The organism is Paenibacillus rhizosphaerae, from assembly GCF_014192015.1.
Lineage (GTDB): Bacteria > Bacillota > Bacilli > Paenibacillales > Paenibacillaceae > Paenibacillus_AQ > Paenibacillus_AQ rhizosphaerae.
Genome location: NZ_JACHXJ010000001.1, coordinates 1,680,515 through 1,696,094 on the forward strand (window position 1 = coordinate 1,680,515; position 15,580 = coordinate 1,696,094).

Genomic DNA, 15,580 nt, shown 5'->3' on the forward strand with positions numbered 1-15,580 from the left:
CTTTTGGCTCTTGCCGTTATCAGATCATTTTCATGAAAAGCGTAATGTTTCGGACAAATTAGGGAGGTAATATCTTAGTGAAATCCATGCGATGGCTAATGATGCTAGCGGTTACATTTTCCCTGATCACCACGGTGCCTACTGAAACCTTTGCCTATCAAAACCCGAGAACACTGCCTGACGAATGGGGGCAGTATGGGCTCGGAGATCCTTACGTTTTGAAATTTAACGGATATTACTATTTGTATGTGAGTACGAGAGATACGGATGACGGCGTTAAGGTGTGGAGCTCCAGGGACTTGGTGAACTGGTCTTACCGCGGTTTGGCCGCAACGGACCCGATTACGCATGGCGCTTATGCGCCTGAAGTTGTCTATTGGAACGGCATGTTCTACATGTATACATCGCCGGCAGGCCAAGGTCATTACGTTCTCAGCAGCACAAGTCCTATCGGTCCGTTCAACGTCGTTACCGGCAATCTTGGCAAAACGATCGACGGCCATGTCTTTATCGACGATGACGGATCGTTCAGCTTCTACCACGCCGGACAGGGACGTATCGATGCGGCGCCGATGAGCAGCCCGACCTCGATCGGAGCGAGCTCGTCTACGGGCGTCGGCATGGGAGGCTGGACCGAAGGGGCAACCGTGTTCAAGCGGGATGGTAAATACTATATGACATATACAGGAAATCACGTGTTCAGCAAAGGTTATCGGGTAGATTATGCCGTCAGTACGACAGGTCCGCGGTCCGGTTACGTTGCCGACAGCCTGAATCCGGCATTAATCAGCACGGAAGGCCCGACCGTGGGGCTTGGCCATAACACGGTAGTGGTCGGCCCTGACCTCGATACCCATTACATCGTGTATCACAACTTGGAGGGGCCAGGTGTGGTCGGACCGCTGCGCCATCTGAATATGGACCGCATCGTTTGGAACAACGACAAAATGATCGTTCAAGGTCCGACTACGACGCCGCAGCCCGATCCGGCGATGCCTACATTCTATGATTATTTCGACCGGACATCGATCGGCAGCGGGTGGAGCAATATCCATGGGGGCCATTGGGGCATTTACAATCAGGAGCTAATGTGGCAGGACTCGATTGGGGATACAATCTGGTACAAACAACTATCGTCGGCGTCCAGCTCTTCCGATTATACGGCTGAGTTCAATACGAAAGAAATGAAGCGGGGCACTTCCGCGAGCCCGAGATACGGCGCCACCTTTTCCTATACGGACGAGAACAATTATGGCGTCGCGCTGCTGAGCTCGAAAAATAACCGCCTTGCGACGTCCTTCCGGATCAACGGCGTGGATCAGGCGTGGCAAACGTTCGACCTGCCGGCAGGTTTCGATTACACGAAATGGCACAGCATTCGCATCGAGAAATCCGGCACGACCTTTAAGTATTATGTGGACGGCATGCTGAAAGGGACGCGGACGGCCAATTTGGGCGGAGGTAAAATCGGTGTCTTAACGGAAGATACGCATGCGGATTTCGGCTATGCCGCTTTCAGTAACGATGTAAACGGAAGCAGCGCATGGGATGCTTACAAACCGGTTCCAGGCACGATCGAAGCGGTTCACTACATGAAAGGAGGCGAGGGTGTCGCCTATCATGACACGACCGCGAACAATATCGGCGGCGCGTACCGCACGGACGCGGGCGATATTCGTCTCAATAGCGAGGGGCTGTTTAACCTGGGCTGGAATCAAACGGGAGAATGGTACAAATACAAGGTCAACGTGGAATCAAGCGGTTATTACGATATCGATTTCCGAATGGCCACGACGATGAACGGCGTGCAAATCCGCCTGTGGGACGGTTCGACGGATGTTACGGGCATCATCGACGTGCCGAGCACGGGGGACTGGGACAACTGGCAGACCGTAACGAAGAAGGGAGTCTACCTGAAGGCCGGACAGCGGGAGCTTCGGGTTGAATTCGTTAAAGGCGAGGCCGATTTCTCACGAATGACGTTCCATAAGAGTGTACAGGTCGCAATGCTGAGTGATGGTTTTAACGATGGAAATGACGATGGGTGGACACGCTTTGAAGGGACATGGGCTGTAGAGAACGGTGAGTACAGCGCGGGAAGCTCGGGACCGGCCAAGTCCACGATCGGAGACGCGAACTGGGCGGATTATACGGTCGAAGCCGACATCAAAATGATCGACGCAGGAGGCGACGGTGGACTGCTCTTCAGGGTGTCCAATCCTTCCCATGGCTCGGAGCGGGGGCAAAACAACTATGACGCATTTCAGGGCTACTATGCCTATTTGACGACAAGCGGGGTTAACCTCGGCAAGATGAGTTACAGCTGGACATTCATCAAAAGTGCGCCGCAAACCTATGCGACAAACACCTGGTACCATATGAAAGTTGTGGCGAAAGGGACGAACATTAAAGTTTACGTGGATGATATGAACCAGCCGAAGATCGATTACACGGACAACAGTCTAAACCCGTTCACGCATGGCAAAGCAGGTGTCAGAACGGCCAATAAGCATACGCATTTCGATAACTTTAAAATATCGCCATAAGCCGTAATAGAGAGAATTCCGATCTCTACGTATTGTCCTTAACAGCAACAGCCTGCCGATTAACGGATCGGCAGGCTGTTCTTATGATAGCATTATTTCGATTTATAAAAGTTCTCCGCTTTTTGGATCATATGTTTTTCTTCTTCCGGCACATCCGTATCGTAAAACACGGCTCCCACCGGACAAGCTACCTCACAAGCACCACACTCAATACAAATATCCGCCTCGATAAAAAATTGGTCCGGGCCTTCCTCAATGCAGTCTACCGGACAAACGTCCACGCATTCTGCCGCCTTCTCATCAATACAGCCCGAGGTAATCACATAAGGCATTTGGTCTCACCCTTTCGATGAAATGCTTACCGGCGGATTACGCGTACCGGTAAAGAGATCAGCGTCTGTCCGGCGGCGGATGGGGTCAGGTTATCTTCCAGCTTGAACCCTGGAACGGGCTCGATCCGCTCAAATTGGTCCATGAACAGCCCCAGGCCGATATTGGCTTCAAGCCGGGCCAGCGGTGCGCCCAGACAGAAATGCGGACCGTTGCCGAATGTCAGATGACGTTTATTGTTGGAACGGTGGATATTCAGCGTAAACGGGTCCTCAAAAACCTCTTTGTCCAGGTTAGCGGCACTCATCCAAGCTACGACGACGTCACCTTTTTTAAGCTCTACGCCGAGCACGTTATTGTCCTGCTTCACCGTACGGTCCATTTTCGCCATGTGGAACCGGTAGCGGAGCATTTCCTCCACGGTATTCGGAAGAAGCTCGCGGTTCTCCTGGACCTCACCATAGATCTGGTCGTTATCATACAGGAAGGAATAGAACGTGCTGGACAGCAGATGGCTTGTCGTCTCGATGCCGGCCCCGAGAATGAACATGGTCATCCGGACAATCTCATCATCGGTCAGCTGTTCGCCATCGACCTCAGCCTGGATCAGATCGGAGATAATATCATCGGTGAGCTGGCTTCTTTTGGCGATGACATGCGGATAGAGATAGTTGTAGTAATTAACGGCCGCCTGCCGCTTCAGCTCCTGAACGTCTTCGACGTTGTCGGCCGGAAGAGGGAGGAACAGATGATCGACCCATTCTTTAAACAGATAGCGGTCTTCGGACGGAACGCCGAGCAGGTCGGCGATCACGATGGTGGGCAGCGCGCTGGAGAAGCTCTTGACGATATCGATGACCGGTTCGTCACCCATGTCCTTGATCAGCTGGCTGACCACCTCATGAATACGCGGCTCCCACAGCTTCAAGCTTCTTGGCGTGAACGCCGCCGACAGCAGGCTGCGGCTTTTGCGGTGTTCCGGAGGATCCGAACTGAGATCGACACGTCCGGAGTTGTGCTGACCCTCCTCATTATCGGCGCCGACGCTGATCGTCGTCCGGGCTCTCACGCTGGAGAAGTATTCGTAATCGCTCAGTACTCTTTTTACATCTTCATACCGGAAGACATTCCAGCAATTCGTTTCCTCGTTGTAGCTGATCGGTTCATGTTCCAAGTGGTGCCTGTACCATTCAAAGGGACTGAATTCTTCCACGGCGGATCGAAATTGGGTGATTTTAGCTAAGGAGATAATTTCCTTCTGCATAATACTCCCTCCCGGTTTGAATTATTTTGGTTATGATTAAATTAACATATGTTAATTTAACATATAATCGGCAGAGGAACCACGACCGAACGACCCATGCCTAAAGGTCCGTTTTCCGGATATAACGGTTAGATCAAGAACAGGGGCGAACCCTTAGGCCTCACTCACGACGCCTTTTTTGATCACAGCTTCGGATGTATTCTCCATACTCCGAGACGTGCGCTTGATAAAGAACGAGAGCAGCAGCCCGACCATGCCGATGCCGATAATGACAACATAGGCGTCGTTAATTCCTTGGATGGTCGCTTCCAGAACCATTTGCTTCTGATTCACCGCAGCGCCACCGGACGCCATCATGTCCGTCAGATGCGTTTTCGTCCGGTCGGACATAACCGTAACCAGCAGGGACGTACCAACCGCACCGGCTACTTGACGCACGGTGTTCGAGATCGCCGTTCCATGTGCATTTAATCGCGCAGGCAGCTGATTGAGACCCGCGGTCTGGATCGGCATCATCAGGAGCGCCATCCCGATACGGCGTCCTGTCGACATGAGCAGCAGGTACGCATAGGTGGTATGATCCGTCAAGTTGATAAACCCGGCTGTGGTCGCGATTGTAATGATCAATCCGGCAACCGCAAGCCATTTGGCGCCGAAGCGGTCAAACAGGCGGCCGGTGACGGGCATCAGCAGTCCCATCACAAGTGCTCCCGGGAGCATCATCAACCCGGATTCCAGGGCGGAATAGCCGCGAGCATTTTGCAGGTACAACGGAAGCAGCATCATATCCGCATACATGACCATTGTAACCATGATGTTGATCACCGTGGTCAGGGAGAACATGTTATACTTGAACGCTCGCAGATCCAGCAGTGGTTTCTTGGAAACAAGCTGTCTCCATACGAACAGCCCGAGGGCAATAACGCCGACGGCAATGGACACCAGCACCTCGGAGCTGGACCATCCCTTACTTCCTGCCAGGCTAAAACCGTACAACAGCGTGCCGAATGCGACCGTGGACAGAACAACACTGATGACGTCCATTTTGGAGCGGACCGTCTCCGATACATTTTTCAAATAAATAAATCCGCAGATAATGACAATAACGGCAAGCGGGATCATGCCGTAGAACATCGTTTGCCATTTGAAATTTTCCAGGATGTAGCCGGCAAGCGTCGGGCCGATCGCTGGGGCGAAAATGATGGCGAGTCCCATCATCCCCATAGCCGCGCCCCTCTTTTCCGGAGGGAACAATACCAAAATCACGTTGGTTAACAGCGGCATGATGATACCGGCGCCTGCCGCCTGAATCATGCGTCCCGTGAGCAGAACCGGGAAGTTAACCGCGAGGGCGGATACGATGGTCCCGACGAGGAAGATCATCATCGAAGCTTGGAACAGCTGGCGGGTGGAGAACCTCTGCATGAAATAAGCCGTAATCGGAATCAGAATTCCGTTGACCAGCATGTAACCGGTGGTCAGCCATTGAGCCGTGGTGGCCGAAATGTTGAAATCAACCATCAATTCCGGGGTGGCCACGCTCATGACCGTCTGATTCAGTGTTGCGAGAAAGGCGCCCAAAATCATAATGATTAGAATCGGGCCCTTCTTGACGGAACTGCTGGTTGTGTTCATATGATGACTCAATCTACTCCTTCCTTTCTTTTCTCTCTAGACTTAATTTACAATGTGTTGGATAATTAACATTGTATAAATGAAATTATAGACAGAACCGTTGGAGCTTACAAACAACGTTTTCACAAAAAATGTAAATTAGTTTTCGTTTCGCCGTTTAAATGTTGATTAGTGATAAGATTTACTGCAAATTCCTAGTAAATTGTCTATTAGGCATGCGAGAAGAAAGGAAGGAAGAAAATGCGCGACGTTTCCAAACAGCCGACCGATCCCAGAGTGCTTCGCACAAGGCAGCTCATCAAGGATGCTTTTATCGATCTGCTGCAGGAGATGGATATCGAGAAAATGTCCATCAGCCGGATCGCCGAACGCGCCACCATTAACCGCGTCACCTTTTATTTGCATTACCGCGATATTCCCGACATGCTGGAGAAAATGGCCGACGATATGATCGAAGATTTCAAGCAGGCGGTGGGCATCGAGCCCGAAAAACCGGCTGTTACCGAGGAAGAGGATTGGTTCATGATGCTGCGGCTGCTGGAGCATATTGCGGAGCATCACAAATTTTACAAGGTGATCTTGGGATCACGGCGCGCGCCCATATTCAGCGAGAGGCTGTTAAATATGCTGACCGAATTAATTTCGGCAAGAATCGAAGAGATGGGGACCGAATCCTTTTGTTACAAAGCAGGTATTCCCAAGGACATCGCCATTTGGCATGGATCTGCAGCCCTTATTGGTACGATCGTAGCCTGGCTGCGCAATGACATGCCGTACACACCGGCCTTTCTCGCCAAGCAGTTTTATTTGCTGACGCGCAGCCGGATTGAAACCAAGGGAGAGTGAATTGCTGGATGCAGGAGTTAGCAGCCGGTCGTTCAGCATTTCGATGACGGCAACATTGTTGTGATGGTCGGAGCCATCCGCTCTTTTTTTCCAAACAGGGACCCATTTGAGAATATCGGCATCGTTCCTGATATCGAAGTTCCGGTGAAAAGGGAGAACCTGTACCAACGAAGGGACACGGTACTGGAGAAGGCGCTCGAGGTAATCAAAAACGGATAAACTAATAAACGTTAAATAAAGAATTCAAGGTCGGGCCTACAGCGCCCGGCCTTTTCTATTAGCCATCCCGTTGAGATCAACCGAATCTGCGGGAAATAAACCGATCCTTCAGACGGCCGCATGATGAGGGAATGGCCTATCTGATGGTGATTCGAACGGTTGCCGTCAAGGTGTGGCGCCGTCTAGGATGGAGCTCAGAAAGGGGAGATGTACATGGAGCGCTGGTCGGAAAAATGGGCGGGTTCTTTCATAAAGCGCTACCCGCTGGTTACGGACTTGCCTTTTTATTCGCGCCTGTCCTGGAATTATGAAATCGGCTGCCTGCTCACCGCGTTGGAAAAAATGTGGCGCAAAACGGGCGACATCCGGTATTTCAATTATGTGAAAACGAACATGGATTTGTACGTTCAGGAGGATGGCTCCATTCGCGGCTACCGTTTGAACGATTATAACGTCGATCAGATCAATTCGGGCAAACCGCTGTTCGCGCTGCTTCATGAAACCGGAGACGGAAAATACAAGGCGGCGATCGAGCTGCTGGCATTGCAGCTGAAAGGTCATCCGCGAACAAGCGACGGGGGGCTGTGGCATAAAAAAATATATCCGTTCCAAATGTGGCTGGACGGCGTTTACATGACGGCACCTTTTATGACCGCCTATGCGTCATTAAGCGGAGAAACTTCCTGGTACGATGAAGCGGCAAGGGAAGTAGAGTTGATGGAAAGAAAGGCCAGGGATCCAGTAACCGGGCTGCTGTACCATGCTTGGGATGAAAGCAAAGAACAGCGCTGGGCGGACCCCGATTCAGGCTGTTCACCTCACTTTTGGGGACGGGCCATAGGCTGGTTTATGATGGCGGCTGCCGACGTGCTGGATGAACTGCCGCTGGACCATCCAAAGCGGGGCCTGCTAGTGGGTCTGTTTCACCGTCTATCGGAAGCGGTCATTCGTGTGCAGGACCAATCGTCCGGATTATGGTATCAAATTTTGGATCAAAGGGGCCGTGAAGGCAATTACTTGGAAACATCCGCTTCAGCCATGTTCGTATACGCGCTGGCCAAGGGCAGCCGTCTCGGCTATTTGCAGGGTGAAGCGGTGCAAGCGGCACAGCGGGGATTCAAAGGGTTAATCACTCATTGCGTTTCAGAAGATAACGGCGTAATTCACCTTAACGGCATTTGCAAGGTCGCGGGACTTGGCGGGCGACCATATCGCGACGGCTCTTATGACTATTACATAGGCGAACCGACGAGGCAGGACGATCCGAAAGGAACGGCGTCGTTTCTGATGGCTGCCATCGAAACCGAGCTGCTGGAACAGCAGCAAATTGAATAGGAAAGGACAATGAGGAGATGCCAAACAAAAAAACGTACGTGCTGGTCGGCACGGGAGGACGATCCCAATTTTTTTATTCTGCATTGGTTACGGAATATAAGGAAACGGCGGAGCTGCTTGCTTTTTGCGATACGAACCGGACGCGCATGGATTACGCCAACAAGCTGCTTGAGGAAAAATACGGAAGCCGTCCGGTTCCAACCTATCCGGCGAGTGAATTCGACCGTATGATCGCCGAGCAAAAGCCGGATACCGTCATCGTCACGACGGTTGACCGGACGCACCACCAATACATCATCCGGGCGATGGAACTGGGCTGTGACGTCATTACGGAAAAACCGATGACGGTTGACGAGAACAAATGCCAGCAAATTCTGGACTGCGTGCAAAGGACCGGTCGTAACGTGCGGGTCGCCTTCAATTACAGGTATGCTCCGCATCATACCAAGGCAAGGGAGCTGATTGCGGACGGCACGATCGGGCAGGTCACTTCGGTCCACTTTGAATGGCTGCTGAACACGAAGCACGGGGCGGATTATTTCCGGCGCTGGCACCGGGATAAACGCAACAGCGGCGGGCTGCTCGTGCATAAATCGACGCATCATTTTGATCTGGTCAATTTCTGGATCGGCTCCGAGCCGGAGACGGTATTCGCATTCGGCGATTTGCTGTTCTACGGGAAGGAAAACGCAGAGAAGCGCGGCGCCACCTCATTCTATGACCGGTCGACCGGCCACCCGAACGCGAAGGAGGACCCGTTTGCGCTTCATATGGATCAAAGCGAAAGCTTGAAGGCGCTGTATTTGGATGCCGAGCAAGAGGACGGCTACATCCGTGACCGGAGCGTATTTAGCGATGGGATCAGCATCGAAGACACGATGGGCGTCCTCGTTCGCTACAAAAACAACGCCATTCTGACGTACTCGCTAAATGCTTACATGCCGTGGGAAGGCTACCGAATCGCATTTAACGGTACGAAAGGGCGCATCGAAATGGCCGTCGGCGAGCAATCCTACGTGAATGCGGGAGGAGACAAGGCGCAGGAAGGCGCCGTCAAAACAAGATCGATCCGCGTCATCCCGATGTTCGGCCAGCCGTACGACGTTCAGGTGGAGCTGGCCGCGGGCGGTCACGGCGGAGGCGATCCGGCATTGTTACGCGATATTTTCGGAGACCCGGTGGAAGACCGTTTTCGGCGGGCTGCCAACCACATCGACGGCGCAAAATCGATTTTGACGGGAATTGCAGCCAACCGCGCGATCAGGACGGGACAGGCGGTTCAAATTGACGACCTGGTCAAATTTAGATAGGGAGGTTCGCCATGGGCTACGTTGATGAAAGAAATGCGATCGGTCAAGGGGGATGGACAACCGAGGCACAGGTGCTGGCGACCATCGCCAATCGGTACATCGGGGAGAACCCGCCGCAGGCACCGGTGTACAGGACGATGAACGCGGAAGGCTTTCGCCGGATGCCGGATTACCGATACGATATGAACGCCGACGCCAAACTCCCGAACCTGCAGGAAGGAGAGTTCGTTTACGCCTGGGCCAAATTGTGGGCGGATGATGAGGACAGCCAGCCCCTCCGGATCAGCTGTTACAGCCACACCAGGCTGTTTATCAATGGACAGCTGGCTTTCGAATCCAATCACCGTGATGACGTGCTGCCGGACACCCGTTCCGATATTCGCGGACAGCTGCGCAAAGGCTGGAATTCGTTTGTCCTCGAATTTGAAAAAACAGCCACAGGCTGCGGCGCTGTCTTTGGTACAGGCTCGATCAAGGGAGCGCCCATTCATTTTCTTGCACCAAGTTCGGAGCGGGTTGGCCAGGAAGGTTGGATCTACACAGGGCCGGTTCGGAACCGGCTTGTGCCGGGGAATGTCAAGGAGGTTTCCGCACAAGCCATGGACCCCCACATTGTCCGCCTGTTTGCCGGCCGGAACATCGAAGCGTTCTCTGAAACGGAGACAGGGTTTGCATGGCTGCCGAGGAGGGAATGGACGAATGATGAACGGCGGGCCGGCGCGTTTACACGAATTTTAGGCAGCGGGAACGGCTTGACGGGAATGGCTTGGGCGAAGCTCGATTGCACTAGGCCCTCTTACGACGGTACCGTCAGGTTATCCGGAAACAGTGAGGGAACGATTCGCATATTCGCGGACGGCCGCCTTGTCTGCGAAGCGAATCAGGACACCGGCCGTTTTACGGCCGCCTTTCCCTTAAGCATCGGCGTCCATAACATCATCGTCCAGTCGGCTGGCCGCGGAAACGTATGGGGGTTCGAGTTTGATCCGTTGGAGGAGGGCAGCGGCGTTCGCTGGATCAAGCCGCATCCGGTCGAAGGGATGGAGGGCTGCTGGCTGTTCGCCGGTCCCTTCCAAAATCCTCCCCTGGCAGAAGAGTCGGCGTCAGTCGAACGGCTGCTCGGCACAGGCCCGGAAGCCACGTTCTGGAGAACGGACCAGCCGAACATGCGGGTACGGCCTTATACCGAAAGCCGCTTGTTCGGCCGTTGGAACTACCCGCTTGGGGTGACGCTGTACGGTTTGCTTGAAACCGGCAAAGAGCTCGGGCGCAGCGATTACATCGATTATGCGGCAGAGCATATCGGGCAGTGCACTTCGATCGACGAGCTGGTCTTGTGGGATGCCGAGAGACACGGCGCGCCCGGAGCCAACCATCAACTGGCGCTCATCGACAGCCTGGATGATTGCGGATCGTTCGGCGCGACCATGCTCCGGGCGCATAAAGAGCGAACCCTTCCGGGTGCCGAGCGGGCGGCAGAACGAATCGCGCGGTACATTATGGAGGAGCAGGACCGGCTGGAGGACGGGACGCTGTACCGCCTCCGAAGCTTCAGCGAGCTGATGGTGAATACGATCTGGTGCGACGATTTGTATATGAGCGTGCCGTTTCTGTGCCAATACTTTGCTTTGACGGGAGAAAAGCATGTTCTTGACGACGCAGCCGAGCAGTTCCTGCTGTATCGAAAACGTCTATACATGCCGGAGGGAAATATTATGCATCACGTCTATAACATCCGTTTCGGCAAGCCGTGTACCGTTCCTTGGGGAAGGGGAAACGGGTGGGTGCTGTTTTCGCTGACGGAACTGCTGGACGTTCTGCCGGACGATCATCCCCGGCGAAGCGAGCTGCTCCGGTGGTATCGGGAGCTGTGCGGCGGTTATGCAGCTTTGCAGGATACGGAAGGACTCTGGCATCAAGTGCTGACCGACCCGGATTCCTACGCGGAAACTTCATGTACTTCGATGTTTGTTTATGCCTTCGCCAAAGGCGTCCGCCAGGGATGGCTTCCGGATGCAGGCCGTTTCGCACATGCCGCGCTGCGCGGATTCGAGGCGCTGACCCGGCACTGCATCGATCAGCACGGCAATATTTATGGCGTCTGCCGCGGTTCAGGCTACTCTTTCTCACCGCTCTATTACAAGGAGCGGCTGTCCTGGCTGCTCAACGATACGCATGGCATCGGAATCGTACTGCTTGCCGGCATCGAAACGAAGCGGCTCCGGACCTATCTCGCCACCCGGTCAGAGCCAGCGAAGGGAGCAGCCGCCCATGCCGAATAGAACGTATCTGTCTGGCCGAACCCCTTCGCCATATCACACGAAGGACGGGGTTTTTCGTGTCGCAAACGGACCTCAAGTATACAATCGGGCGTTGTACGGCGCCTATTTGCCGGATATCGGCAAGCGGTTCCGCGTCTTTGCGGGCGACCTTCCCGAGTGGATGATGTTCCTGCCCGGCGACGGGGGCCGGCTGCTGCTTGGGCTCGGGGACGGGCGGACCATAAAACCGCTGCGCAAATGTGAGCGGATCGAAGCCGGATATGACGGGGCACGTATGCTATACGAGATTACGGACCCGATCCTTGGACCGCGGGGAATGCTGCGGCTGGAGGTGATGCCGCTCGCGGCAGAAGGCGGGATGGTGGTGAAGATCGACGCCCCCGGCGGCCTGAACGGATTAACGGTCGCGGCGGCATACGGCGGGGCGTCCGGGCAGACCCACGCCAGGACGCTGGACCCCGGCTACACGCCTCAGGACGTGACGCAGCTGAAACAGGCCGATTGCGAAGGGAACAAGATCCAGGCACGCGGTGACGGCTTCGAGCTGTCCGCTGGTTGGATGAAGGGCGGCCGGATCACGGGACAAACGACAATGCCCGGCACGTTTGAGGTTATGAACGCCATGGAAACTCGGGTGTGGTTTCACGGCGAATCGGTTTACGTTTCCGATCCTGGATCGGCACCACAAGATTTCGGGGCGAGACCGGAAGAATCCGGTAGTGCTTCGCCGGTGAATCCATTACCGAATATGGATCCGTCTGCGAAGAGGCCGCTGCTCGTCTTCCAAAGCGGTGAGGATACGGATTGGAGCAGACCGCATTACATTGTGCTTCGCTACGGCGACGCAGAGATCGTTCCACTCACGGTTTCCGAAGCAGAGCAGCTGTACCAGGACGCTTCCGCCTGTTACGAACAGGTTGCGACAACCGCGACAGTCAATACGCCGAGCGAGCTCTTGAACGCAGCGCTCCGAACCGCCTGTGCCGCGCTGGAAGGGGCCTGGCTGTCCCCGGTGTTCGCTCACGGAGCGTGGTCCTGGAACAGCCGCTTGTCGGGCTGGCGCAGCATGTATGGACCCATTCAGCTCGGCTGGCATGAGCGTGTACGAGCGGCGGCCGGCCACTTTATCGGGATGCAGCTAAAAAGTGGCTCCGGAGGCACCGGGCGGCCGGACCCCGATCCCGAATTCGGGCTGGCAAGGCAAAGCGGCCGCAGCGTTTTCGTCAGTGAAGGGATGATTCCTTACACGAAAGGCATGGAGGGGACGGCCAAATACGATATGCAGCAGGTGTTTATGGACCAGCTGCTGATGGAGTGGGAATGGACGGGAGACCGGACGTTCGCGGCTCAGCTCTACCCCGCGCTGAAACGGCATCTGGCTTGGGAGGAACGGTGCTTTGACGCTGACGGCGACGGCTTGTACGAAAACTACGCCAACTATTGGGCCAGCGACGGCGTTTTTGCTTCGGGAGCAGGCTGCGCCCTAGCTTCCGCTTATAATTACCGCGCCCATTTAGGCGCGGCGGAGCTGGCCGGACAGCTGGGCGAAGATCCGGTGCCATTCCGCCGGCGCGCGCAGCAAATTCGCGAAGCGGTGCACGGCAGGCTGTGGCTCGTCCGGGAAGGACATATCGCGGAATCGCAAGACGGATACGGCGCCAAATTGGTCCATCCTTCGACCAGTCTGCCGACGATCGTGCATACGATCGAATCCGGCATTTTGGACGATTTTCAAATATATCAGACGCTGCAGTACACAAAGCACGTGCTTGAGCGCGTTGCCGTAGAAACCAGCGAAGGTCTGGGAGAGCTCGTATGGAACAGCAATTGGGCGCCCTATGTTTGGAGCGTCCGGGACATCGATTATGCGGATGTCCTGCACGCGGCACTGAGCTTTTACCGAATCGGGCAGGCGGAAGAGGGGTATAAGCTACTGCTCGGCGCCATTTGCGACTCTACCTCCCGCCATGTGTCCCCGGGAGCGTTCATGTGCGTATACGAGGGCAAAAGCGTTGACTTTACCGATACATCCAGCATGTTTGCCAGAACGGTGACCGAAGGACTGTACGGCATACAGGCGAAGCTGCAGCATGGCCGGTACGAAATTTCACCCAATTTTCCAGAGAGATGGGAACATGCGTCCTTCTGTTCGGAGCAAATCGGGTACAGCTACAGCCGGGAAGGCCAGACCGAAACATATGTATTCCGGTCGTCCGTGAAGGCTTCGCTGCGGGTGAGGCTGAAGGCTCGCTCAACTGTGCTGTCTGCCAAGGCAAACGGATCGCCTATGTCATTCGAGCTAAAAGCAGGCATCGGACAATCTTATCTTATCGTGGACGGAATCGAGCTGCCGGCGGGTAAGGAGGTAAGCTTGTCCGTTCGTTACTCAGGGACCGCACGCACAGCGATGCCTCCTGAGCTTACCGCCGCCGCCGGCCGGAGGTTGAGGCTGCGAATGCCGGAAGGGATGCTGGCCAAGGAGATTTACGATCCGCAAGGCGTGTTTCGGGATACCTCGATTGAAGCAGGGGAGGATACGATCGAATGTGCAGTCCGTCAGGATGCCGTTGGGAGACATACGTCCTTCGTTCGCGTCCTACAACACGGCCTGCCATCATGGGAGCCGCTCCATATCGACGTTCGGCAGCCTATCGAGACCGAGTCTGTCGATTGGAGCCCGGAAAATGAAGAGTTCCGGGTACGGTTCACCAATCATACGCAGGAATACTTGCAATTCGAAGCGTCCTTCGGGCAGGTTTCCTACCCGATTGGGCTGAGGCAAGGGGAGAGTACCGATCCGCTGACATTTCGGATGAACGGGGCACAGGCGCTGCCGGGGACTAACCGCTTTCCGTTGAAGTTATCCCTGCCGGACGGGGAACAATTGGAGGCGGAAGCTTTGTACACGGATTGGACCCTAAAGCTACCGGATGGTGTGAAGCTGCGCCATATTCCGATCGATCGGGCTTTTAACGCGAGAGCCGGCGATCTGTTCCGCAAGGAGTATCTGTCGCCGAGAAGTCCCTTTTGCTCGCTGCAGGTTCCGATCCATTTAATTCCTTCCAATTGGTGCGTAACCCGATCGATCGGCATGGAACTCATCAACGACCGGCTGCTGAGCCGCCAGGTAAACGATCACGGGCTTGTGGTGACGGAAACGGGGATATCTTTTTTGCAGCAGCGGAACCCGCAGGTACCCAACGGTGCCTTTGCTTCCCGCTGGGACGTGTTTCCGGATTCTCTTGAGCTCCCGGTCGGCTGCAGCGGACGGCGGATCTATATGCTGCTGACCGGCTATACGAACCAAATGCAGTGCGGCGTTATCAACGCGGACATTGAAGTCATTTACCGTGACGGTGAAGCCGAAATCCACCCATTGGTAGCTCCGCAGGACTTCAGGTCCATGGAGAAAGGACCGGAGACGGAGCGGGATTGTGACCGGGATGTCTACGGCCCTGTTCCGATGTACCGCTTACGCATCGGCGATATTCGTGACTCGGAGCATTGGAATGACAGCTATGACGAACCGGATGGCCCGGATTGGCATGAGCTGAACCCAATCTATGCCCGATCGCTTTACGCGCAGGTGAAGGATATCGCCGTGAAGCCGAAAGACATTGACCGGGTAAAAATTCGGGCAGTAGCGAACGATATCATTATCGGCGTGCTTGGCTTGACGGTCGTGATCTAAAACGGTGGTTCTGACCTGAAGCCCAAGGCAACTCAGGTGCTCAGGCCATCGGCTGATCATTGCCGCCTGCTACGCTGCTTTATCCTGTAAATTTCCGGGCGCAAGCCCGGTTTTTTGCTTTG

9 protein-coding genes are annotated in these 15,580 nt (G+C 54.7%); 6 read left to right on the forward strand and 3 right to left on the reverse strand.

Annotated features, from left to right (window positions below; genetic code table 11):
* Positions 1-86: 86 nt before the first annotated feature.
* Positions 87-2,546 (forward strand): family 43 glycosylhydrolase, encoded by a 2,460-nt coding sequence (locus tag FHS19_RS07290; protein WP_183581493.1) that lies wholly within the window; start codon positions 87-89, stop codon positions 2,544-2,546.
* A gap of 92 nt (positions 2,547-2,638) precedes the next feature.
* Here the strand turns inward: FHS19_RS07290 and FHS19_RS07295 are convergent, their stop codons facing one another.
* From FHS19_RS07295 to FHS19_RS07305, 3 genes are all read right to left on the reverse strand, one after another.
* Positions 2,639-2,878, reverse strand: a complete 240-nt coding sequence (locus FHS19_RS07295) for a DUF362 domain-containing protein (RefSeq protein WP_183580709.1) — start codon at positions 2,876-2,878, stop codon at positions 2,639-2,641.
* A gap of 26 nt (positions 2,879-2,904) precedes the next feature.
* Positions 2,905-4,140 (reverse strand): cytochrome P450, encoded by a 1,236-nt coding sequence (locus tag FHS19_RS07300; protein WP_183580711.1) that lies wholly within the window; start codon positions 4,138-4,140, stop codon positions 2,905-2,907.
* Between the two features lie 153 nt (positions 4,141-4,293).
* Positions 4,294-5,775, reverse strand: a complete 1,482-nt coding sequence (locus tag FHS19_RS07305; RefSeq protein WP_183581494.1) for a DHA2 family efflux MFS transporter permease subunit — start codon at positions 5,773-5,775, stop codon at positions 4,294-4,296.
* Positions 5,776-6,015: 240 nt separating this feature from the next.
* Between FHS19_RS07305 and FHS19_RS07310 the strand changes: the two genes are divergently transcribed.
* The 5 genes from FHS19_RS07310 (at position 6,016) to FHS19_RS07330 (ending at position 15,458) form a co-directional block, all read left to right on the forward strand.
* A complete protein-coding gene (locus FHS19_RS07310) occupies positions 6,016-6,621 on the forward strand; it encodes a TetR/AcrR family transcriptional regulator (protein WP_183580714.1) in 606 nt (201 codons plus the stop codon).
* A gap of 432 nt (positions 6,622-7,053) precedes the next feature.
* Complete coding sequence (locus tag FHS19_RS07315; RefSeq protein WP_246426448.1) at positions 7,054-8,175, forward strand: glycoside hydrolase family 88/105 protein; 1,122 nt, start codon at positions 7,054-7,056, stop codon at positions 8,173-8,175.
* Positions 8,176-8,192: 17 nt separating this feature from the next.
* Positions 8,193-9,485: a Gfo/Idh/MocA family oxidoreductase gene (locus FHS19_RS07320; RefSeq protein WP_183580720.1), complete on the forward strand. Its 1,293-nt coding sequence runs from the start codon at positions 8,193-8,195 to the stop codon at positions 9,483-9,485.
* Between the two features lie 11 nt (positions 9,486-9,496).
* A complete protein-coding gene (locus FHS19_RS07325; RefSeq protein WP_183580724.1) occupies positions 9,497-11,767 on the forward strand; it encodes a glycoside hydrolase family 88/105 protein in 2,271 nt (756 codons plus the stop codon).
* Entirely contained in the window at positions 11,757-15,458 is a 3,702-nt protein-coding gene (locus FHS19_RS07330) for a DUF4450 domain-containing protein (protein ID WP_183580727.1), read from the forward strand. Before FHS19_RS07325 ends, FHS19_RS07330 begins: the two co-directional genes overlap by 11 nt.
* Positions 15,459-15,580 lie beyond the last annotated feature (122 nt).